23 protein-coding genes are annotated in these 19,832 nt (G+C 67.7%); 12 read left to right on the top strand and 11 right to left on the bottom strand.

From position 1 onward, the window contains the following. Positions 1-2: 2 nt before the first annotated feature. A complete protein-coding gene (locus ACSVDM_RS16445) occupies positions 3-872 on the bottom strand; it encodes an NAD(P)-dependent oxidoreductase (RefSeq protein WP_439265939.1) in 870 nt (289 codons plus the stop codon). Positions 873-1,016: 144 nt separating this feature from the next. On the opposite strand from ACSVDM_RS16445, the gene ACSVDM_RS16440 reads away from it, so the two are divergent. Further along, positions 1,017-1,343, top strand: coding sequence for a winged helix-turn-helix transcriptional regulator (locus ACSVDM_RS16440; RefSeq protein ID WP_067497730.1), 327 nt, complete (start codon positions 1,017-1,019; stop codon positions 1,341-1,343). A gap of 8 nt (positions 1,344-1,351) precedes the next feature. On the opposite strand, the gene ACSVDM_RS16435 is transcribed toward ACSVDM_RS16440, so the two are convergent. Then, positions 1,352-2,476 carry a glycerate kinase gene (locus ACSVDM_RS16435; protein ID WP_439265936.1) on the bottom strand — a complete coding sequence of 375 codons (1,125 nt, stop codon included), beginning with the start codon at positions 2,474-2,476 and terminating at the stop codon, positions 1,352-1,354. Positions 2,477-2,611: 135 nt separating this feature from the next. Between ACSVDM_RS16435 and ACSVDM_RS16430 the strand changes: the two genes are divergently transcribed. Beyond that, positions 2,612-2,923, top strand: coding sequence for a GNAT family N-acetyltransferase (locus tag ACSVDM_RS16430; RefSeq protein WP_439265934.1), 312 nt, complete (start codon positions 2,612-2,614; stop codon positions 2,921-2,923). On the opposite strand, the gene ACSVDM_RS16425 is transcribed toward ACSVDM_RS16430, so the two are convergent. Beyond that, the gene (locus ACSVDM_RS16425) at positions 2,917-3,678 is read right to left on the bottom strand and encodes a lysophospholipid acyltransferase family protein (RefSeq protein WP_067643509.1); all 762 of its coding nucleotides are present in this window, start codon (positions 3,676-3,678) and stop codon (positions 2,917-2,919) included. The genes ACSVDM_RS16430 and ACSVDM_RS16425 overlap by 7 nt on opposite strands. A gap of 105 nt (positions 3,679-3,783) precedes the next feature. Here ACSVDM_RS16425 and ACSVDM_RS16420 point away from each other — a divergent pair, with 105 nt between their 5' ends. The 3 genes from ACSVDM_RS16420 (at position 3,784) to ACSVDM_RS16410 (ending at position 5,670) form a co-directional block, all read left to right on the top strand. Next, positions 3,784-4,422, top strand: coding sequence for a YqgE/AlgH family protein (locus ACSVDM_RS16420; protein WP_084457503.1), 639 nt, complete (start codon positions 3,784-3,786; stop codon positions 4,420-4,422). Between the two features lie 67 nt (positions 4,423-4,489). Then, the gene (locus ACSVDM_RS16415) at positions 4,490-4,999 is read left to right on the top strand and encodes a sigma-70 family RNA polymerase sigma factor (RefSeq protein WP_067497718.1); all 510 of its coding nucleotides are present in this window, start codon (positions 4,490-4,492) and stop codon (positions 4,997-4,999) included. Then, positions 4,996-5,670, top strand: coding sequence for a zf-HC2 domain-containing protein (locus ACSVDM_RS16410; protein WP_439265931.1), 675 nt, complete (start codon positions 4,996-4,998; stop codon positions 5,668-5,670). The genes ACSVDM_RS16415 and ACSVDM_RS16410 overlap by 4 nt, the downstream gene beginning before the upstream one ends. A 42-nt stretch (positions 5,671-5,712) precedes the next feature. Here ACSVDM_RS16410 and ACSVDM_RS16405 read toward each other — a convergent pair whose 3' ends face one another. The 3 genes from ACSVDM_RS16405 to ACSVDM_RS16395 form a co-directional block, all read right to left on the bottom strand. Further along, the gene (locus ACSVDM_RS16405) at positions 5,713-6,495 is read right to left on the bottom strand and encodes an ABC transporter permease (protein ID WP_181699830.1); all 783 of its coding nucleotides are present in this window, start codon (positions 6,493-6,495) and stop codon (positions 5,713-5,715) included. Further along, positions 6,492-7,448 carry an ATP-binding cassette domain-containing protein gene (locus ACSVDM_RS16400; protein WP_439265928.1) on the bottom strand — a complete coding sequence of 319 codons (957 nt, stop codon included), beginning with the start codon at positions 7,446-7,448 and terminating at the stop codon, positions 6,492-6,494. Before ACSVDM_RS16400 ends, ACSVDM_RS16405 begins: the two co-directional genes overlap by 4 nt. A 104-nt stretch (positions 7,449-7,552) precedes the next feature. Further along, positions 7,553-8,077, bottom strand: a complete 525-nt coding sequence (locus ACSVDM_RS16395) for an EXLDI protein (protein WP_439265926.1) — start codon at positions 8,075-8,077, stop codon at positions 7,553-7,555. 140 nt (positions 8,078-8,217) lie between these two features. Here ACSVDM_RS16395 and ACSVDM_RS16390 point away from each other — a divergent pair, with 140 nt between their 5' ends. Genes ACSVDM_RS16390 through ACSVDM_RS16370 form a run of 5 tightly spaced genes read left to right on the top strand, consistent with a single transcriptional unit; the run spans position 8,218 to position 13,046 of the window. Further along, complete coding sequence (locus ACSVDM_RS16390; protein WP_439265924.1) at positions 8,218-9,927, top strand: thiamine pyrophosphate-binding protein; 1,710 nt, start codon at positions 8,218-8,220, stop codon at positions 9,925-9,927. Positions 9,928-9,944: 17 nt separating this feature from the next. After that, entirely contained in the window at positions 9,945-10,604 is a 660-nt protein-coding gene (locus ACSVDM_RS16385; RefSeq protein WP_439265922.1) for an SRPBCC family protein, read from the top strand. Between the two features lie 2 nt (positions 10,605-10,606). After that, positions 10,607-11,620: a 3-oxoacyl-ACP synthase III family protein gene (locus ACSVDM_RS16380; protein WP_439265920.1), complete on the top strand. Its 1,014-nt coding sequence runs from the start codon at positions 10,607-10,609 to the stop codon at positions 11,618-11,620. Next, positions 11,617-12,666 carry an aminotransferase class I/II-fold pyridoxal phosphate-dependent enzyme gene (locus tag ACSVDM_RS16375; RefSeq protein ID WP_439265918.1) on the top strand — a complete coding sequence of 350 codons (1,050 nt, stop codon included), beginning with the start codon at positions 11,617-11,619 and terminating at the stop codon, positions 12,664-12,666. The genes ACSVDM_RS16380 and ACSVDM_RS16375 overlap by 4 nt, the downstream gene beginning before the upstream one ends. After that, entirely contained in the window at positions 12,663-13,046 is a 384-nt protein-coding gene (locus tag ACSVDM_RS16370) for a hypothetical protein (RefSeq protein ID WP_067643490.1), read from the top strand. The genes ACSVDM_RS16375 and ACSVDM_RS16370 overlap by 4 nt, the downstream gene beginning before the upstream one ends. A gap of 2 nt (positions 13,047-13,048) precedes the next feature. On the opposite strand, the gene ACSVDM_RS16365 is transcribed toward ACSVDM_RS16370, so the two are convergent. The 3 genes from ACSVDM_RS16365 to ACSVDM_RS16355 form a co-directional block, all read right to left on the bottom strand. Continuing rightward, positions 13,049-13,417 (bottom strand): hypothetical protein, encoded by a 369-nt coding sequence (locus ACSVDM_RS16365; RefSeq protein WP_439265916.1) that lies wholly within the window; start codon positions 13,415-13,417, stop codon positions 13,049-13,051. Between the two features lie 91 nt (positions 13,418-13,508). Then, positions 13,509-13,805, bottom strand: a complete 297-nt coding sequence (locus ACSVDM_RS16360) for a hypothetical protein (protein ID WP_439265914.1) — start codon at positions 13,803-13,805, stop codon at positions 13,509-13,511. A gap of 74 nt (positions 13,806-13,879) precedes the next feature. Next, positions 13,880-14,287: an SdpI family protein gene (locus ACSVDM_RS16355; RefSeq protein WP_067643483.1), complete on the bottom strand. Its 408-nt coding sequence runs from the start codon at positions 14,285-14,287 to the stop codon at positions 13,880-13,882. A gap of 169 nt (positions 14,288-14,456) precedes the next feature. On the opposite strand from ACSVDM_RS16355, the gene leuS reads away from it, so the two are divergent. After that, positions 14,457-17,300: a leucine--tRNA ligase gene (gene leuS, locus ACSVDM_RS16350; protein WP_439265911.1), complete on the top strand. Its 2,844-nt coding sequence runs from the start codon at positions 14,457-14,459 to the stop codon at positions 17,298-17,300. A 138-nt stretch (positions 17,301-17,438) separates the two neighbouring features. Here leuS and ACSVDM_RS16345 read toward each other — a convergent pair whose 3' ends face one another. Then, a complete protein-coding gene (locus ACSVDM_RS16345; RefSeq protein ID WP_439266108.1) occupies positions 17,439-18,227 on the bottom strand; it encodes a polysaccharide deacetylase family protein in 789 nt (262 codons plus the stop codon). Positions 18,228-18,481: 254 nt separating this feature from the next. Then, positions 18,482-19,171, bottom strand: coding sequence for an SDR family oxidoreductase (locus ACSVDM_RS16340; RefSeq protein WP_439265909.1), 690 nt, complete (start codon positions 19,169-19,171; stop codon positions 18,482-18,484). A gap of 84 nt (positions 19,172-19,255) precedes the next feature. Here ACSVDM_RS16340 and ACSVDM_RS16335 point away from each other — a divergent pair, with 84 nt between their 5' ends. Beyond that, a complete protein-coding gene (locus tag ACSVDM_RS16335) occupies positions 19,256-19,801 on the top strand; it encodes a DUF6069 family protein (RefSeq protein WP_067497675.1) in 546 nt (181 codons plus the stop codon). The last annotated feature ends 31 nt before the right edge of the window (positions 19,802-19,832 follow it).

The following is a 19,832-nucleotide window of genomic DNA, read 5'->3' as shown; positions in this document are numbered from 1 at the left end:
CCTCAGGAGTTCTCGCCGCGCATCAGCTCATAGGTCGACACGGGCTTGCCCGCGGTCTCGGTGGCCGCGATGGCCTTGCGCCAGAACGACTGCGCCAGGTGCGAGAACGCCGCGTCGACACCGACTTCCTCGCTGGCGTCGATGATGTGCTGGGCGCCGGCGTCCATCATCTTCAGACTGGCCAGGTCGGCCCAGCCGCCGTTCTGGTTCGCCACCGAGAACTGCTCCATGAAGTACGGGAACGCCTCGCTGGCGCGGACCGCGAACGGAACGAACTGGGCGATGTCGTGACCGGACTTCGAGATCACGGCGGTGGCCTGGTCGAAGGCGAGCAGCCAGGGGTGGAAGATCACCAGCAACGCCTGGTAGAAGACCTGCGCGAGGCCGTCGTCGGCGCCGAGGTACTCCTGCGGGCTCAGCGGGCGCAGCAGGTCGGCGTGCGCGTCGAACACCGCCTTGGGGCCGCTGTAGAAGATGTAGGACGCGGGATGGGCGATATTGTCGCCCGCCGACATCACGCCGCCGGAGAAGAATTCGGCGCCGCGCTCACGCACCCACTTCGCACCGGCGCGCGCCTTCTCCGGCGAATCGGAGGACAGGTTGGCGATCACCTTGCCGGGCAGGTGGTCGACCGCCTGGCCGAGCACGTCGTACATGGCGTCGTAGTGGGTGAGGCTGAGCACCGACACCTCGTTGGCGTCGAGCGCCTCGGCGACGGTCTCGGCCCGCTTGGCGCCGAGGGCGACCATGGCGTCGACCTTGGCGGTGCTGCGGTTCCACACGGTCACCTCGACGCCCGCCTCGAGGAAGGCCTTGACCATGGACTGACCCATCGGGCCCAGGCCGAGAACGGAAACTGATCGGGTACTCATGGTGTAGCCCTTCGCTTTTTCGATACGGATTGGTTCGGCGCCGGTTTCCATGGTGTCGGCGTCGGCAGCGCGCGGGAAGACCGCACGTCGCAGTGCGGTTGCTTACCTATAGGTTCGAAATACGGTCAGAAGGGTGCGCAGACGATGAGCAGTGACGCAGATCACCAGGTGTGTGGCATGAGCCTGGCTATCGACGTGGTCGGTGGCAAATGGAAACTGCACCTGATGTGGGTGCTCGGCGAAGGGCCGCAGCGATTCGGCAACATCCGGCGGCTGCTCGACGGGGTGAGCGAGAAGGTGCTCACCGAGAACTTGCGCCATCTCGAGGCGGCCGGGGTGGTGCGTCGCGAGATCTTCCCGGAGATCCCGCCGCGCGTCGAATACTCGCTGACCCCGCTCGGCGAAACGCTGCGCGACGCGCTCGCCCCGCTCGAGGCGTGGGGCGACCGGCATCGCGCCGTGCTGGTGTGACCGGCGGGCTACAGGTGTTCGCGGGCGATGCGCTCGCCGATGCGTTCGAGTAGTTTCCCGGCGGTCAGCATCGACCGGGCCGCGTCGGGTTCCAGTTCGCTGAGCGGGTAGCAGGCGGCGAACCCGGCGGCGCGAATCTCGCCCGGCGACAGCATCGTTCGACCCACCGCCGCCACCACCGGCACCCGCGCCGCGTTGGCCGCCGCGGCGACACCCACTGGCGCCTTGCCGTGCATGCTCTGGTGATCGAGCGACCCTTCACCCGTCACCACCAGCGTCGCCCCTTTGACCAGCGCGGTGAACTCGAGCAGCTCGAGCAACACGTCGATGCCGCTGCGCACCTCGGCGCCGAGGACGGCCAGCGCCCCGAAACCGGTGCCGCCCGCCGCGCCCGCGCCCCCGATCTCGGCATAGCCGGTGCCGAGGATGGCAGCCCAATGGGTGAGTGCCGCTTCGAGTTTCACCATCATGTGCCGGTCGGCGCCCTTCTGCGGCGAGTACACCGCCACCGCACCGGCCGGGCCGAGCAGCGGGTTGTCGACATCGCAGGCGAGGGTGAACCGTGCCCGCGCGACAGCGGGATGCAGGCCGGCCCGGTCGACGGCCGCCACCCGGCTCAGCAGGGTGACGACGTCCATCGCGGTGCCGTCCAGTTCGTCGTTGTTCTCGTCGAGCAGGCGCAGGCCGAGTGCCCGCAGCAGACCCGATCCACCATCGGTCGAGGCGCTTCCTCCGAGCCCGAGCACGATCTCGCGCGCCCCCGCGTCCAGCGCGTGCGCCACCACGACGCCGAGACCGAAGGTGTCGGCCCGCAACGGTGCGAGCCTGCCACCGGGGAGTTTCACCAACCCGACCGCCGCGGCCAGCTCAACCACCGCGGTCTCGTCGCGCATGGCGTACACCGCCCGCGAAGGCTCACCCGTGGGCCCCGGCGCGTCGATCTCGACCCGCTGCCACCCGGCCGCCGCGAAGGCCTCGACCATCCCGTCCCCACCGTCGGCCACCGGCACCGCCCGCACATCGGCCCCTGGCACCCGGCGCCTGATCCCCACCCCCAACGCGGCCGCCACCTCGGGCGCGGTCAGCGAACCCTTGAACTTGTCAGGGGCAAGCACCACTCGAGGACCACTCATCCCGACATTCTCCGGGCAAACCCCAGAACCCGCCACCGTCTTCGACAACACCACTGCGCGAGAACGCACCACCCCGCCTTCCCGGCCGCGAACTCGAGCGCGCCAGCGCTCCAACAAACACTGTAGCTTCTACCCATGGCGACCGAGGTCCGCGAAAATACCGCGCTGGAGCGGTTCGAACTCATCTCCGACGGTACCCCCGCCGGCTACATCGAATACCAGGACACCGGTGCCGAACGCGCCCTCGTCCACACCGAGGTCTACCCGGAATTCCAGGGTCGCGGGTTGGGGAACACGCTGGTCGAGTCCGCGCTGACCACCAGCCGCAAAGAAGGGTTCGAGATCCTGCCGATGTGTTCGATGGTGCTGCACTTCATCACCGAAAACCCTCGCTACATCTCCCTGGTCCCACAGGGGGCCAGGGAGATGTTCGGGCTGCCTCAGTAGTTGGCGACGGCGCCGTCGACGGCGGCTTGCAGTTCGTCCTTGACAAGGCGGGCGATATCGCCAGGTCGCGCGGGTAGCTCCAGCACGGGCGTTCGGAAGTAGAAGCTCGACGACACCACCTCGTCGGCGCCGGGTTCGATCGCGTCGGCGGGGCGTGGCCCGTAACTCAGGCCGATGGCGACAAGGGCGGGCGGGGCGCCGAGTTTGGCGGCGCGGAAGGCGATGTGCCCGATACCGCTACCGACCGGCTGCACCGTTTTGTGGTCGACGAGGTTGCAGGTGCCCTCGGGGAAGACCGCGAGGTGATCGCCGTCGGCGAGGCGCTGGGCGCACACGTCCATCATGCGCTGACCTGCCGCGTTCACCGCGCGAATGCCGTGGTCCTTGCCCCGGAACACCGGGATCCCACCCATCATGTCGACCTTGCGGCGCTGTTCGGGATCGGCGAACAGCTCGTCCTTGGCCAGCACCCGCACCCGGCCGATCTTGGCGCGCAGCGGGGACCGCCAGGCCGCGGCGGCGACGGTGTACGGGTCGCTTGTCGACAGGTGGTTGATGGCGTAGATGATCGGCCGCTTGCCGCGCACCAGCGCGGCGACCTGTGCCTTGGCGCCCTCGGCGTAGCTGATCCTCGGCCGGAACCGCCGGGCGAGCACCGCGTAGGAAGCCAGCGCCTTCCACCGGTTCTGCCGATGTCGCAGGTAGTAGTCGTACACGGCGTCGCTGTCGTCGAGCAGGACTTCGGGCGTGTGCATGCCGCGACCCTACCGGGCAGCGCCGGGCCGGTCGGGGCGAGATATTTCCGGCTCTCCCCGGGTCGAGGGAAGCGCGGGACCCCGATCCAATGCGATGATGGGCCGGTGGCACGCGGAGACGACCCGGACGAACGCCGGACTCGCGACGGGCACGGCGACGACCGACGGCGCGGACAGCTCGGTGCCCGCATCCGTGCCGGTAACCTGCTGGTGTCCGCGATCGACCTGGTAGAACCTACTTTTCGGCGGACAGTCGTGTACGTCATCGAGCACAACGACGCGGGCAGTCTCGGCGTGGTGCTCAACCGCCCGAGCGAGACGCCGGTGCGCGATGTGCTGCCGCTGTGGGCCGACCTGGTGGCCGAGCCGGCCGAGCTCTACATCGGTGGACCGGTGAAACGCGACGCCGCGCTGTGCCTCGGCGTGCTCCGGGTCGGCGCCGAGATCGGCGAGGTGCGCGGGCTGCGCCGGGTGGACGGGCGCGTGGTGCTCGTGGACCTGGATGCCGATCCCGACGAGATCGCCCCGCTGGTGGAGGGCATTCGCGTGTTCGCCGGGTACGCGGGCTGGTCGATGGGTCAGCTCGAGGGTGAACTCGACAACGACGACTGGGTGGTGGTGTCGGCGTTGCCGTCGGACCCGGTCGCGACCGATCGCCACGACCTGTGGGCAGGAGTGTTGCGGCGTCAGCCGTTGCCGCTGTCGCTGCTGGCCACCCACCCGATTGAACTAGAACGTAATTGATCCCGTTACCCCTGCGACGAGCAGGAGTAACACCATGAACCCCGACGAGCAGTGACCCGGACCGCCGATGGACGACGGTCGCGACGAACTGATGCGTGCGCTCTACGCCGAGCACGCCCCCGCGCTGTGGCGCTTCACCCTCGGCTTGGTCCGCGATCCCGGCCGCGCCGAGGACATCGTGCAGGAGACCTTGCTGCGTGCCTGGCAGCGACCCGCGGTGCTCGCGCAGACCGGCACCTCCCCGCGAGCGTGGTTGTTCACCGTGGCCCGTAATCTCGCCGTCGACGAGCATCGCAGCGCCCGCAACCGCCGCGAGTTCGGCACCGACGCACCACCGGAGCAGGTGAGCCCCGACCAATCGGATCGGGCGCTGGACGGTTGGCTGGTCGCCGACGCACTGAGCACGTTGAGCCCGGATCACCGGGAGGTGATCGTGCGGGCCTACTATCGCGGGCTCGGTGCCGCGCAGATCGCCGAGGAGCTGGGTATCCCGCCGGGGACGGTGAAATCGCGGCTGCACTACGGCATGCGGGCGATGCGGCTGGCACTACAGGAGATGGGGGTGACGACCCGATGACCGACCTCGCCGACGAGTACAGCACCTGGGACGCCGCCTACGTCCTCGGTTCGCTCGACGCGGCCGAGCGCCGCGAGTACGAGGCCCATCTGCTCGACTGCCCACACTGCCGCGAGGCGGTCGCCGAGCTGGCGGGGATGCCGGGGATGCTCGGTCTCGTGGATCGCGAAACTGCGCTGTCGATGGTCGAACCACCTTCCCCCACACCCGATCTGGTGTCGCTGGCCGGTGCCGCCGAGCGGCGGCGCAAACGCCGCCGGTTCACCACGATCGCCGGTGCGGTAGGGGCCGCCGCGGCCGCCGCGGTGATCGCCGTTCCGGTCACGGTGCAGGTCACCCGGCCGCCCGCCGAGCAGGTCGTCGCCGAGCAGCAGATGCGTGCGCAGGCGCAGACCCCGGTGAGCGCTCAGGTGCGCCTGATTCGCGACGGCGACCGCACCCGCCTGGTGATGACCTGCAGCTATGGGCAAAGCGACTACGGCTACACCGCGAATCTCGCCCTGGTGGTGACCGCCTCCGACGGTCAGCGCACCGAGCTGGACCGCTGGCCCGCCGGCCCCGGCACCGAACTCACCATCGATCGCACCATCGACGCGGCACCGGAGTCGATCGACCGGGTCGAGATCACCTGGGCCGATTCGGGACGAACGGTTCTGGTCGCGGACATGTGAAAAGTCCGGCCGCTCACTCCGGGCGGCCGGACCTGGTGTGTCTCAGCGGGTTTGCTTGCGGAAGATGGATTTTGACCAGAGGAACCCGCCGCCTGCGATCGCGGCGCACCAGGCCAGCGACACCCAGCCGTTCACCCCGATCTCGGTGCCCATCAGCAGTCCGCGCAGGGTTTCGGTGATGGGAGTGAAGGGCTGGTACTCGGCGAACTGACGCAGGCCGACCGGCATGGTGTCGGTGGCGACCAGGCCGCTGCCGAGGAACGGCATCATCACGATGGGAAACGGTGCGTTGCTGGCGCTTTCGGCGTTCGGCGACAGCAGACCGAGTGCGATGGCAAGCCAGACGAAGGCGAAGGTCACCAGCGCGAGCAACCCGAAGGCCGCCACCCATTCCAGAGCGTTGGCGTTGGGCCGGAATCCGATGAGCAGTGCCACAGCGGTCATCACCGTGATACCCGCCATCGCTTGGATGAGTGCGCCGAGCACATGGCCGGTGAGCATCGAGGATTGCGAAATCGCCATCACCCGAAAGCGATTCACGATGCCCTTGCTGGCGTCGGTGGCTATCGAGACCGCCACAGACACCGTCATGTAGGCGGGCAGCAGCAACAGCATGCCGGGGGCGAGGTAGTCGATGTACTCACCGCCGGAGGACTTTTCGAGCGCGCCGCCGAACACGTAGTTGAACACGAGCAGCAGCACGATCGGCATGATGATGATGCTGAACGTCATGCTCGGATAGCGCTTGGCGTGGGTGATGTTGCGGCGCAACATCGTCATGGTGTCGGCGAACGTGTGATCGCGCCGGACGGTCTGGGTGGTCATCGCACGGTCTCCTGAGTGGTCGGCTTGCCGGTGAGGGTGAGGAACACGTCGTCGAGGTTCGGGGTGTGCACCGAGATGCCACCCGCCTCGATGTGATTGGCGTCGAGCACATCGAGCACCGCGCGCAACGAACGCACGCCACCGTCACCCGGCACGGCGAGGGTGAGGCCGTCGCTGCCTTCGAGCACCTGCGCCGAGGAACCGAGGGCGAAGCGCGCCGCGTCGAGGCGGGCACGGTCGGCGAAGTCGATGCGGATGTGTCCGCCGGGAATGAGCCGTTTGAGTTCGGCCGCGGTGCCTTCGGCGACGATGCGGCCCTGATCGAGCACCGCGATGCGGTCGGCCAGCTGATCGGCTTCCTCCAGGTACTGGGTGGTGAGGAAGACGGTGACGCCGAGGTCGTCGACGAGCGTGCGGATGATGTCCCAGATGGACCGGCGGCTGCGCGGGTCGAGTCCGGTGGTCGGTTCGTCGAGGAAAATGATGCGCGGATCGCCGACGAGGGTCATGGCCAGGTCGAGCCTGCGGGTCATCCCGCCGGAGTAGGTGCTCGCCGGCTTGTCGGCGGCCTCGACGAGGTCGAACCGTTCCAGCAACTCGGTGGCGAGACTGCGGATCTCCCGCTTCGGGAGGTGGTTCAGGGCGCCCATGAGCTCGAGGTTCTCGCGGCCGGTGAGCAACTCGTCGACGGCGGCGAACTGGCCGGTGACTCCGATGTGCTCCCGCACGTCGTCGACCGAGGAGCGTACGTCGTGGCCACCGACCCGGATCTCGCCGTCGTCGGCGCCGATCAGGGTGGTGAGGATCTGCACGGTGGTGGTCTTGCCCGCGCCGTTGGGGCCGAGCAGGGAGAAGATCGTGCCCTCGGCGACGGTGAGGTCGATGCCGTCGAGAACCGTGTGCTCGCCGTACGCCTTACGCAGGCCGCGGGCGGTGATGGCCGGGTGGACCATGGTCGTCCCTTTCCAGAAGATTGCATTCATTGGTGCGAATAAGTGCATGTTTTAGCCACACCGCCCCCAGGGGCCGCGGTGTCGGTGAGAGTTGCTGTGGTGCGCTAGATGTCGAGGTCTTCGATGCGCGGGTGCGCGGTGACCTCTTCGACCTTGCGGTACAGGTTGTCGGGGATGCGGCCCTTCAGGTCTTTCAAATCGTCGAGGATCTCGTACTCGTAGTCGCCCCAGTCGGTGGCCTGCTCGCCGATGCCGAGCAGGCGCCGCCAGTTCTTCCAGTCCTTCAGGTCACCCAGGTCGTCGGACGGGTAATCCTTCCACTTCGCGGTGTGGGTGGCGAGCACGAACTTGCCCTTGCGGCTGCGATACACCTGCTGGTGCAGCGTCCGCTTGTCGGTCATATCGCGCCATTCGCCCAGCAGAACGCCCTGGAACCGCACCTGCCGCACGCCGTCGCGACCAACCCTCAGGACGACCTCGTCGAACCCGGCCGCACGACCCTCCTCCGACTCGATGAGCTTGCGCAGTGCGCTGACCACCGTGCTGGAGAGGTTGCCGCCGACGAGCTCCTGAGCCCGCTGGAACACCGGCAGGTCGTCGTCGGATACGTAGATCGTCTTGTTGGGCATGAACTCAATATACATAGATGTATACGTACACACAAGGGTTGGTATTCGCCCACCCTCTGAACTCGGTGTCGGCGTGCCACGTAATCCCAGGTGACGGCGGTGGATACCGCTGTGGATTGCGTGGCGGAGAAGGAGTGCCGATGCCGGACCGAGTGGTGGACTACCTGGTACGGGCGGTGGCCGACCGGGGCATCGGCCAGATCTTCGGCGTCGACGGCGCCAATATCGAAGATCTCTACGACGCGATCTTCGACGCGGGCGGTCACCCGGCCGGGATCATCGCCAAACACGAGTTCTCGGCGGCGACCATGGCCGACGGGTACGCGCGCACCACCGGTGGACTCGGGGTCGTCGCCGCGACTTCGGGTGGTGGGGCGGTGAATCTTGTTGCGGGGCTGGCCGAGTCATTTACATCGCGGGTGCCGGTACTCGCGCTGGTCGGTCAGCCGCCGACAAGCCTGGAAGGCCGCGGCGCGTTCCAGGATTCCAGTGGACTGGCCGAATCCCTCGACGCCGCAGCATTGTTCGCGACCGTGAGCCGATACTGCGGGCGGGTCACCGAACCGGCGCAGGTGCCTGGGCAGCTCGCCGAGGCAATCGCGGCAGCCGAGTCCGGTGGGCCTGCGGTGTTGTTGCTACCCAAAGATATTCAGCAGCAGATGATGCCGGATCTGATCGCGGCACACAGCAATGGTCAACGGCCCGCGACCGTCGGCCGGGCAGTCACCGGACCGACCAGCTCGGCCATCCACCAGCACAGCGCCCTTGCCGAGGTTGCCACTCAGCTCGCCACCGCCCGCAGGTTGGGAAAGGTCGTGGTCATCGCGGGCGATCAGGTCGCCCGCGACAATGCCCGCATCGAACTCGCGGAACTGGTCGAGACACTCGATGCCTCGATCGGTGTGGCACCGGACGCGAAGGACGTGTATTCCAACACCGGCCCCGGCTTCTGCGGTGTCGCGGGCAGCATGGGCCACGCCGACCTGCTCGAGGCGCTCGAATCGGCGAGCGCCTGCCTGCTGGTCGGCACCCGCCTCCCGGTCACCGCCCGCGTGGGCCTCGACGACGCCCTCGCCGGGCTACCCCTGCTCAGCGTCGGAGCGCTGACCCCCTACCTGCCCGCCACGCACGCGACCAGCACCGACCTCGCGACCGCGCTGACCGTCCTGCATCCCGAGCGACACCACCCCGTGGTCGACCACGACTCAGCCGTAGCCACACGCACCGAACCGCACAACACCGACCTCACCCTCATGTCCGTTCCGGCCGCCGACGGCCCCGGCCTGCGCTACCGCTCAGTCGTGGAGGCGATCCAGCGCGAACTGCCCGAGGGCGCCGACATTTTCGTCGATGCGGGTAACACCGGCGCCTCGGTGGTGCATTACCTACGGGTGCCCGAGGGTGGACGATTCGTCGTCGCGCTCGGCATGGGTGGCATGGGTTACGCGTTCGGCGCCGGAATCGGTTCGGCGTTCGCCCGCGGTGCCGCCCACCGCACCGTCGTGATCGCCGGCGACGGGTCGTTCTTCATGCACGGCATGGAGATCCACACCGCCGTCGAATACGACCTGCCGATCACCTTCGTGGTGTTCAACAACAACGCGCACGCCATGTGCGTCACCCGTGAGCAGCTCTATTACCGAGATCGATACAGCTTCAACCGTTTCCGCACAACACGTCTCGGGGCGGGCATCGCCGCCATGTTCCCCGGACTACCCGCCCACACCGTCGACGACCCCACCGAACTCGACGCGACCCTGCACCGTTGCCTGACCACCGACGGTCCGTCCTTCGTCGAAATCCTTTGCGACCCCGACGAAATCCCGCCGTTCCTGCCCTTCCTTTCCTGACCGACGAGGAGAACACCGTGACAACAAGTGCCCTGCCCGCACTCAGCGACATTCCCGGCCAGACAGTGCCCGGCGTGCTGCGCATCGAGAACTCGGATCGGGAGGCGACGACCCCGATCATCATGGACATGCTGCGTTCGGTGTACCCGCACGACCAGATCTTCGGTGACTACTGCCCGGTCCAGACCTATATCGACGCACCGCCACGCGAGGTCTTCGAGTATCTCGCCGACACCCGCTCACTCGAGGAATGGACCTACAGCCTGCGCGGATTCACCGAAACCGACGAACCGGGGCTGTGGCTTTCCTACGACCGGCTCGGTGACGAGACCAAGTGTTTCACCCGCACCGTCGCCCATTCCGACGCGATGACCGTCGACTATCACTGCGCCTGGGACCAGTCCGAACACCTCTGGATGATCTACCTGATGCGAGTGGTCGACGCGCAAGTGGTGTTCGACAAGCCCGGTTCGGTGGTGCTGTGGGTGAACTGCAAGCACCCCTTCTACGACGAGAACGGTTATCCCGAGACCGCGCCGCCGAAGCGGCCGGTGTGGGTCGGCGATTTCTGGGAGATGTTCTCCGCCGGTCACCAGCTGGAGCTGGACAACCTCAAGGCCATTTGTGAATACCGCGCGGCCAACGGGCTGCCGATCAAGCCGGAGTGGATGCAGTGAGTATGCCGTCAGTGAGTCTGGTCGATGTCGCGAGTTACCTGCCCGGTGCCCCGGTGCCGACCGAATACTTCACCCAGTTCTCCCGCTCGGAGCGGATGGCCAAGAACGTGATGTTCCGTTCGCCCACCGGCCGCCACCATGTGGCACGCGACGAAACCGCCGTCGACATGGCCGAACGCGCCTTCGACGTGCTGCGCGAACGCCACGGCGCCGACCTCGCCGCCGAGATCGACATCATCATCACCCATACCCAGCTGCCCGACAATCCGGTGCTCGGCGCCGCACCCGAGCTGGCCCGCAGGCTCGGTGCGCGCCCCACCCAGGTGCTCGACGTGCACAACAGCGGCTGCGCGGCCTTCGTGCACATGATGGCGATGGCGCGGATGATGATGGCGACGAGCGACGCGAAGACGGCGTTGATCGTCGCGGCCCAGAATTGCGCGGGCCCGGTGTTCACCCAGCCCGATATCCGCAAACTCGCCCAGGCTCCGGTGCCCGGCGACGGTTGCGGAATCGGTCTGCTGCGCAAGGAAGATTCGGCGCCGATTCTGGATATCGAATGCCGCACCTACCCCGAATTCGCGGGCGATATGGACTTCACCACCAACGGCACCCGCAAGTACTGGGAACCGGGCGAGGGCCAGGGGTGCGTGAGTTTCTCCGAATCGAAGATCACCAAGGTGTTCGCGCGTGGCAACCGGCTCGTTCCGGAAGTGGCGCTCGCGGTGTGTGATCGGATCGGGGTGAAGAGCCGCGATATCGATACCTTCGTCACCAATCAGCCCAATCGGCTGTTCCTGCGCAATTGGCACGACGCACTGGAATTGCCCGCCGACCGTCACCCGGACACCTTCGACCGGTGCGGAAACCTTTTCGCCGCAGGCATTCCCGTAACGCTCGACGTGGAGAACCAGGCCGGACGATTGCGCAACGGTTCGGTTGTGCTGCTGTCGGCGTTCGCGCACGCGGGTGATTTCGCCGGTGCCGCGGCGGTGCGCTGGGGAGCGGCCCGATGAGTGTGCGGCTGGTCGAGCCGACCAGCCCGTCGCAGCGGTTCGGCACCGCACCGGTGCCGACCGCGTTCGACCTCGGCCTCAGCGAGAATCCCTTTCCGCCTCTACCCTCTGTTCTCGCCGCGGTGAAAGAGACACTCGCCCACGCCAATCGGTACCCGGAGTTTCTGCCGCAGGAACTGCCCCGAATCATCGCCACGCACCTCGGTGTCTCCTCCGCCGACGTGGTGGTCGGTGCCGGGGCCACCGGGGTCGCGATGCAGGTGATGCGCGCCCTGGGTGGCGGTGAACTCGTCACGAGCACACCGACATTCGACGGGTATCCGATCATGGCGGAGATGGCCGGGATGACGGTCGTCCCGGTGCCGCTCGATCTCTCCGGCAACCAGGACCTCACCGCCATGCGACGCGCGGTGAACCGGCGGACGGCGCTCGTCGTGCTGTGCAGGCCGCACAATCCGACCGGGACGGTGCTCGACGCGGGCGCCGTTCGCAAGTTCGTCGCGGCGGTGCCGCAGCGGGTGCCGGTGCTGCTCGACGAGGCCTACGTCGAATTCCTCGCGGCGGGCGATCGGCTCGATCTGCATGCTCTGCTTGCCCGGCATCCGAACGTGCTCGTCCTTCGGACGTTCTCCAAGGCGTACGGGCTGGCGGGGCTGCGTATCGGCTACTGCGTCGGGCGCGGTGCGCTCATCGAGCGTGTCCGCGCGCAGCAGTTGCCGTTCGGGGTCACCACCGCCTCGGTCGCCGCCGTGCGGGCCGCCTACGCGGCGGGCGAGGAACTGCGCGAGCGGGTGGAGCACATCAATCGGGAACGCGATGTGTTGCGCTTGTCGTTGCGGGCATGCGGTTTCGACATTCCGGAAAGTCACGCGAACTTCCTGTACCTGCCGGGCCCCGGCGTGGCGACGGCACTGCGCCGGGCCGGGATCAAAGCCAAGGCCTACCCCGACGGCAGCGCCCGCATCGCGGTAGGCGATCCGGCGGCGGGACGCGCCGTGCACGCTGCCCTCGCCTGGCTGCGTGGAGGTGGTTTCATGACGACATGATCCGCAGGTGCACCCGAGAGTTCGTCGCCAACCCGGCTCCGGCGGTCGGCACCGCCAGCCGTACGTTGCTGCGCCTGCGGCTGGCGGGCCGCGACATCGTCGTCCGCCGCACCCGTATCGTCCCCGGCGGCACCAGCGGCTGGCATTTCCACGACGGAACATTGTTCGTGCTGGTCACCCGCGGTGTGCTCGACCATCCCTACCTTGCTCGCGGACCCGCCGAATATCGCCGGTTCCGGCTGTTCCGCGAGCCGAGCGGGCCGGACAACGCCCACGTCGCCCGCAACAACGGGACCACCGAGGTCCGCATCCTCGTGCTCTACGTGAACCCGGCGGGTGCGCCGCTGTCGCGTCAGGTGCCACCGCCGTCGGGCGGCTGATTTCAGCAGCTGCCGCCTCCACCGCAACTGCTACTACTGCCCCCGCCGCAGCTGCTCGACGAGCTCGAACCGGAGTCACAGCTGCTCGACGAACCGCCGCCGTCCGACCAGCTGCTGGACGAGCCGCCCGAATAGCCGCCGCTCGCGTAGCCACCGTTGTAGGTCCAGTCGCTACCACTGGACCAGCGGTCGTTCCGGTTCCGGCGCTGACGCGGGCCCGGCCGGTACTGCGGAGACTGCCGAGATCCCGAATTGAGCGCCGCCTGCAGGATCGCGGCGAGAATGGCCAGCGGAACGAACACCACCATCGCCACCACCAGTACAGCGACGCCAACACTGAGAACCGTGCCGACGAGATCGACAAAACTCATGGCTCCTCCTGATTCGGGATCTGCCTCTCGATCCCGAATCTAGGTGCGCCACCTTGCGATTCACTTACCGCGAACTAGCAGCGCCACCCGGTCAGCTGCCGCCGCCGCAGCCGCCACCACCGCCGCAGCCGCCACCACCGCCGCCGTCTCCGGAGTGACCACCACCGCCACCGCCCCAGTCGAAGAACCCCGCCGCCGACCAACCGCCACCACTGGCACCCGCCGCGCCGGCACGACGAGCCTGCGGCTTCGTCAACAGGACCCGCTCACGCCTGCTCTGCACGATGCCCACGACGAACAGCACCCCCGCGAGCACGAACAAGGCGATGCCGAGCCAAGGAACGAAGCTGACGGCGACCACGCCACCGAACGCTACGAGAACCACCACTCCGAAAATCATCATGAACCCCCCGGTAAGTACCTACTTCCGTTGTACCGGAAGGGCGGCGGCGGGACCAGGAATCAGTTGGCGGGGGCGCAGGTGTCGCGGAGGGAGCAGCTGCCGCAGGAGGAGCCGCAGCCGCCGACCGGGGCGGGGGGCAGGAGGGGTTCTACCGTGCGGGCGGCGGCGTTCGCGCCTGCGCCGAGGGTGAAGATGGCGATCACGGCGACGGCGGCGGCTACGCCGAGGGCGGCGAAACCGCCCGCGACCAGGACCACGAGGCCGCCGGCGAACAGCAGGGCGCCGGCGCCGACGGAGGTCGGGGCGGCGATGCGGTTGGCGATGCGGAAATTGTCGTCGCTGTGCAGGGCCGCCTCGGTGGTGACACCGAGGAAACGATTGCGGGGCAACTTGCCGAGCAGCCCGAGCACACCGGTCGTGATGGCGACCGCGGCCAGCGCGAAGAGCAGAAGAGCGACGACGACCATTCATGCAGGCTAGCGCACCCTTGTCGAGTACCGATCCGGCGCTCCCCACCGAGGTGACCCGCCGCACAGCGCGCCTCGCTGCGCAGCCCTTCGGAAATGAATTCGCTACGACGTTCTACCCTGTTAGACGATGTTTACCCCTGATCGGCGAGAACAAGAAGGCGGGACCGTGCAGGACACTCGTGCGACCGAGAGTGACGTACCTCAGCACCGGTACAACGCCGAGCTGGCGGGGCGGATCGAACAGCGCTGGCAGCGCACCTGGGCCGAACGCGGCACCTTCAACGCGCCCAACCCGGTCGGGCCGCTCGCGGGCGACACCCCCGACGACAAGCTGTTCATCCAGGACATGTTCCCGTTCCCGTCGGGCGCGGGCCTGCACGTGGGTCATCCGCTCGGCTACATCGCCACCGATGTGTTCGGCCGCTACCACCGCATGCGCGGGCGCAATGTGCTGCACGCGCTCGGCTACGACGCCTTCGGCCTGCCCGCCGAGCAGTACGCCGTGCAGACCGGTGCGCACCCGCGCGTCACCACCGAGTCGAACATCGCGACGATGCAGCGTCAGCTGGACCGGCTCGGCCTCGGCCACGACCCGCGTCGCTCCTTCGCCACCACCGATCCCGAGTACTACCGGTGGACGCAGTGGATCTTCCTGCGCATCTACAACGCCTGGTACGACCAGGAGGCCGGTCGTGCCCGGCCGATCGCCGAGCTCGAAGAGCAGTTCGCCAGCGGTGCACGCCCGGTGCCCGAAGGTGACTGGGCGTCGCTGAGCGCCACCGAGCGTGCGGCCCTGCTCGACTCGTATCGCCTGGTCTACCAGTCGGATTCGATCGTCAACTGGTGCCCCGGCCTCGGCACAGTGCTGTCCAACGAAGAGGTCACCGCCGACGGGCGAAGCGAACGCGGCAACTTTCCCGTGTTCCGTAAGCGCATGTGGCAGTGGATGATGCGGATCACCGCCTACGCCGACCGCCTCGTCGACGACCTGGACGAGCTGGACTGGCCCGACAACGTGAAGTCCATGCAGCGCAACTGGATCGGGCGTTCGCGCGGTGCGCAGGTGCGTTTCGACGCGCCCGAGGGCGAGACGATCGAGGTGTTCACCACCCGGCCCGACACCCTGTTCGGCGCCACCTATGTGGTGCTCGCGCCGGAACACGAGCTGGTCGACAAGCTGACCGCCGCCGCCTGGCCCGCCGATACCGACCCCCGCTGGACCAACGACAGCGCCACGCCGGCGGAAGCCATTGCGGCGTACCGTAAATCGATCGCGGCCAAGTCGGATCTGGAGCGGCAGGAGAACAAGGAGAAGACCGGCGTCTTCCTCGGCTCCTACGCCACCAACCCCGCCGACGGCAGCCAGGTGCCGATCTTCATCGCCGACTACGTGCTGAGCGGCTACGGCACCGGCGCCATCATGGCGGTGCCCGGCCACGACCAGCGCGACTGGGACTTCGCCTCCACCCTCGGCCTGCCGATCGTCGAGGTCATCTCCGGCGGCGACATCACCGAGGCGGCCTGGTCGGGTGAGGGTGAGCTGGTGAATTCCGGCTTCCTGAACGGACTTTCGGTCGACGAGGCGAAGGCGGCCATGATCGGCCACCTCGAAGCGGAGGGCCACGGCACCGGGAAGATCCAGTACAAGCTGCGCGACTGGCTGTTCGCCCGTCAGCGGTACTGGGGTGAGCCGTTCCCCATCGTCTACGACGCCGACGGTGTCGCACACGCCCTGCCGGAATCCATGCTGCCCGTGGAACTTCCAGAAATGGAAGACTTCGCGCCGGTCACCTTCGATCCCGACGACGCGAACTCCGAGCCGTCCCCGCCGCTGGCCAAGGCCACCGACTGGGTGAACGTGGAGCTCGACCTGGGTGACGGGCCCAAGCGGTACCGCCGCGACACCAATGTCATGCCCAACTGGGCGGGTAGCTCCTGGTACCAGCTGCGCTATGCCGACCCGACCAATACCGAGACGTTCTGCGCCGAGGAGAACGAGAAGTACTGGCTCGGCCCGCGCACCGACAAGCACGGCCCGAACGACCCGGGTGGTGTCGACCTGTACGTCGGCGGTGTGGAACACGCGGTGCTGCACCTGCTCTACGCGCGGTTCTGGCAGAAAGTGCTGTTCGACCTGGGCGATGTGTCGAGCAGCGAGCCGTACCGGCGCCTCTACAACCAGGGGTACGTGCAGGGTTACGCCTACACCGACGAGCGCGGTGCGTACGTGCCCGCCGCCGAGGTGGTGGAGCGTGACTCGAAGTTCTTCTGGACCGGTCCCGACGGTGCCGAGATCGAGGTCACCCAGGAATACGGCAAGATCGGCAAGTCGCTGAAGAACGCCATCTCCCCCGACGAGATGTGCGACCTGTACGGCGCCGACACCTTCCGGTTCTACGAGATGTCGATGGGTCCGCTGGACACCTCACGTCCGTGGGCGACCAAGGACGTCGTCGGCGCGCACCGCTTCCTGCAGCGGGTGTGGCGACTGGTTGTCGACGAGGAAACCGGCGCGGTGAAGGCCACCGATGCCGCACCGTCCGACGAGACGCTGCGGCTGGTGCACCGGACCATCGCCGGTGTCGACGAGGATCTGGCCGCCCTGCGCGACAACACGGCGGGCGCGAAGCTGATCGAGCTGACCAACCACCTGACCAAGAACTACCCCGACGGCGCACCGCGCGCGGCCGTGGAACCCCTGGTCCTGATGCTCGCTCCGCTGGCGCCTCACATCGCCGAGGAACTGTGGGAACGGCTGGGCCACAACACTTCCCTGGCCCACGGTCCGTTCCCGACCGCCGATCCGGCACTGCTCGTCGCTGATTCGGTGGAGTACCCGATTCAGGTGAAGGGCAAGGTGCGCAGCCGGATCCAGGTGCCCGCCGACGCCGACCCGGCCGCGATCGAGGCGGCTGCCCTGGCCGACGAGAAGGTCGTGGCACTGCTCGAGGGGGCGGCCCCTCGCAAGGTGATCGTCGTGCCCGGCAAGATGGTCAACATCGTACTGTGACCGCCTCCCCGGGTCTTTGGCCAGACTCAGGCCCGGGGAGAGTCGGGGACGCGGCAAGCTTTTGTGCAGTGGCGGGTTAGCCCGTGCCCGGCGAGTTACCCATGTTCGTGCGAAACCAGGTCCACCGGAACACGCCCATCAGCTGCGGACTTCCAGGACGTCGTTCAGCGTGACCAGCGACAGGTTGCGCTCGCGGATGATGTCGACGAGTTGTCCGTAGCAGTGGGTGACCGGCGGGAAGTTGGCGTGGCCGATGATGATGGCCTGCGCGGCGAAATACTTTCGGGCGCACTCCATCAGGTACTCCTCGGTGATGAGACCCGAGTCGGACAGCGAGCCGTACCACATGGTCGGCACGGTGTAACCGAGGTCGGCCGCGATCTTGTCGACCGTGGCGTTGTGGTAGCCGAAGGGCGGACGATAGAACGGGGTGCCGTCGACACCGAAGTTGTTGTGCAGGAAGGTTTTCGTACGGCTCAGCTGGTCGACGACCCCGTCGGCACCGATCTTGGTGAGTGCCTCGTGGCTCCAGGTGTGGTTGCCGAGCTGGATCTGGCCCGAGTCGACCAGCGGGCGCAGGGCATCGCGGTGGATGGTCCAGGCCTCGAACGAACCGGTGACGAAGAAGGTGAAGCGGGCGCCGGTGTCCTGGGCCCACTTGATGTAGGCGCCGACCACCTCCGGGCTCGCGCCGTCGTCGACGGTGAGGGCCATGCTCGAGCCCTGACCGGGCAGGGCGGTGATCGTCTCGGCGCCGATGATCGACTTCGGACCACCCGGCGGCGGAGGCAGCACCGGTTGCTTCGGCGTCGGTGCGGGCGGCGGTGGGACCGGCACGACCGCCTCACCGACAGGTGCGGTCTCGCCGCCCGCGCTGGCGCAACCGGCCAGTGCCCCGACCGTCCCCGCGGCGAGCAAGGTCAGCATTCGACGTCTGTCCACTCCACACTCCTCCTCACGGCCGGGCGCCATAGACGCAGCTCAGCGGCACCGTAACCCGAGATTCCCTCGAAGAGAAGAACCAGGGACCACTTTGGGACGAACACCTACGCGAACCCTGTCGTGTTCTCGGCGCGCCTCCGACTCTGGACTGACCGGAAGATGCGACGAAGGGGCGCCCGGAGGGAGGGAAGAGGCGGAGTCAAGCGCCGAGAACCGCGGCGCCAGCCGCTATGTCACCGTCAGCGCGGGCGAAGAACGATCTCCGTCGGATGCGCGTCGCGCGGAGTGTCGACGGCGTTTCGCACCGCTCGCGCCACCGTTTCGGCGGTGAGAAATTCCTCCGGCCGATACTCCCGCCCTTCCTCGGCCACGATCGCCTGCTGCATATCCGTATCGATGCGACCGGGGAATATCGAGGTGACGCGCAACTGCGGCTCCTCAAGCCGCAACGCGTCCGCGAAGGCCCGCAACCCGAACTTGCTCGCCGCGTACGAACCCCACCCCGCGTTGGCCCGCAGTCCCGCACCCGAATTGATCAGCACCACATGTCCGTTCGCGGCGCGCAGCGCGGGAAGCAGCAGCCTCGTGAGCTCGGCGACCGCGATCAGATTCACCTCGAGGGTGTTGCGCCACTGGTCGAGCGAGGATCCGGCGACGGTGCCGAGGTCGGCGATGCCCGCGTTGTGCACGAGCACGTCGAGTCGCTCGATGCGTGCGGCGGCCTCGGCGACAGCCGGATAGTCGGTGAGCGGCACCGGCCAACCGGTCGCACCCGGCAGCTCGTCCAGGATCGGCGTGAGCGAGTCGGCGGAGCGGGCGCCGAGCAGCAGATCGTAGGTCGGCGCGAGGTCGCGCGCGATGGCGGCACCGAGGCCGCGGCTCGCGCCGGTGATGAGGGCAATCGGAGCGGGAGTACTTGTCACCGTCATAGGCCCCACGCTAATCCGGCGCACGGACACCGACACCTGTGCGTTCCTCGGGCGGATGTCGGCGTGCACTAGTACCGTCGCACTATGACCGATCCCCGGTACAACTACGGACCCTCGGACCCGCAGTATCCGCAGCAGCAGGGCCAGCCGCACTACGGCCAGGGCCAGTACGCCCCGCAGCCGGGCGAACCCCAGGAGCCCAAGGTGAATGTGGGCAAGCTGTGGGCGGGCGGCATCGGGACGGCCGTCGTCGCCGCGCTGCTCGCGGTCGTCGCGATCATGCTCGTGCGCGGTGTGCTCGGCATCGCGATCCTCTCCCCGGAAGGTGCGGGCGCCTACGGCACCGTCTCCACCACGTCGTATGCCGTCGCCGCCGCGGGTGCCGCCCTGCTGGCCACCGCGCTGCTGATGGTGCTGCTGCTGGCGATGCCGAGTCCGATGACATTCTTCACCTGGATCTGCCTGTTGCTCACGGCCGTGGCGGTGATCCTGCCGTTCACCTTCGTCGCCGATATCGAGGCCAAGATCGCGACCGCGGTCATCAACCTGGTGCTCGGGTTGTGCATCACCACCATGCTCAGCTCGGTCGGCACGGCGTCGCAGAATGTCACCCGCGAGACCGGGTACTGATCGTCACAGTCATGTCGGGATGCCATCGGTG

Source organism: Nocardia sp. JW2 (assembly GCF_051843015.1).
Taxonomy (GTDB): Bacteria; Actinomycetota; Actinomycetes; order Mycobacteriales; family Mycobacteriaceae; genus Nocardia; species Nocardia coubleae.
The sequence above is the reverse complement of the archived record's forward strand: the minus strand, read 5'-3'. Positions and strand labels throughout refer to the sequence as shown.

What these genes read in the sequence shown, in the direction of transcription:
- ACSVDM_RS16440 (WP_067497730.1), top strand. Translation starts at nt 1,017, where the DNA reads ATGAGCAGTGACGCAGATCACCAGGTGTGTGGCATGAGCCTGGCTATC.
- ACSVDM_RS16430 (WP_439265934.1), top strand. Translation starts at nt 2,612, where the DNA reads ATGGCGACCGAGGTCCGCGAAAATACCGCGCTGGAGCGGTTCGAACTC.
- ACSVDM_RS16380 (WP_439265920.1), top strand. Translation starts at nt 10,607, where the DNA reads ATGCCGTCAGTGAGTCTGGTCGATGTCGCGAGTTACCTGCCCGGTGCC.
- ACSVDM_RS16435 (WP_439265936.1), bottom strand. Translation starts at nt 2,476, where the DNA reads ATGAGTGGTCCTCGAGTGGTGCTTGCCCCTGACAAGTTCAAGGGTTCG.
- ACSVDM_RS16400 (WP_439265928.1), bottom strand. Translation starts at nt 7,448, where the DNA reads ATGGTCCACCCGGCCATCACCGCCCGCGGCCTGCGTAAGGCGTACGGC.
- ACSVDM_RS16410 (WP_439265931.1), top strand. Translation starts at nt 4,996, where the DNA reads ATGACCGACCTCGCCGACGAGTACAGCACCTGGGACGCCGCCTACGTC.
- ACSVDM_RS16370 (WP_067643490.1), top strand. Translation starts at nt 12,663, where the DNA reads ATGATCCGCAGGTGCACCCGAGAGTTCGTCGCCAACCCGGCTCCGGCG.
- ACSVDM_RS16415 (WP_067497718.1), top strand. Translation starts at nt 4,490, where the DNA reads ATGGACGACGGTCGCGACGAACTGATGCGTGCGCTCTACGCCGAGCAC.
- ACSVDM_RS16340 (WP_439265909.1), bottom strand. Translation starts at nt 19,171, where the DNA reads ATGACGGTGACAAGTACTCCCGCTCCGATTGCCCTCATCACCGGCGCG.
- ACSVDM_RS16365 (WP_439265916.1), bottom strand. Translation starts at nt 13,417, where the DNA reads ATGAGTTTTGTCGATCTCGTCGGCACGGTTCTCAGTGTTGGCGTCGCT.
- ACSVDM_RS16355 (WP_067643483.1), bottom strand. Translation starts at nt 14,287, where the DNA reads ATGGTCGTCGTCGCTCTTCTGCTCTTCGCGCTGGCCGCGGTCGCCATC.
- ACSVDM_RS16445 (WP_439265939.1), bottom strand. Translation starts at nt 872, where the DNA reads ATGAGTACCCGATCAGTTTCCGTTCTCGGCCTGGGCCCGATGGGTCAG.
- ACSVDM_RS16405 (WP_181699830.1), bottom strand. Translation starts at nt 6,495, where the DNA reads ATGACCACCCAGACCGTCCGGCGCGATCACACGTTCGCCGACACCATG.
- ACSVDM_RS16345 (WP_439266108.1), bottom strand. Translation starts at nt 18,227, where the DNA reads ATGCTGACCTTGCTCGCCGCGGGGACGGTCGGGGCACTGGCCGGTTGC.
- ACSVDM_RS16425 (WP_067643509.1), bottom strand. Translation starts at nt 3,678, where the DNA reads ATGCACACGCCCGAAGTCCTGCTCGACGACAGCGACGCCGTGTACGAC.
- ACSVDM_RS16335 (WP_067497675.1), top strand. Translation starts at nt 19,256, where the DNA reads ATGACCGATCCCCGGTACAACTACGGACCCTCGGACCCGCAGTATCCG.
- ACSVDM_RS16375 (WP_439265918.1), top strand. Translation starts at nt 11,617, where the DNA reads ATGAGTGTGCGGCTGGTCGAGCCGACCAGCCCGTCGCAGCGGTTCGGC.
- ACSVDM_RS16390 (WP_439265924.1), top strand. Translation starts at nt 8,218, where the DNA reads ATGCCGGACCGAGTGGTGGACTACCTGGTACGGGCGGTGGCCGACCGG.
- ACSVDM_RS16395 (WP_439265926.1), bottom strand. Translation starts at nt 8,077, where the DNA reads ATGCCCAACAAGACGATCTACGTATCCGACGACGACCTGCCGGTGTTC.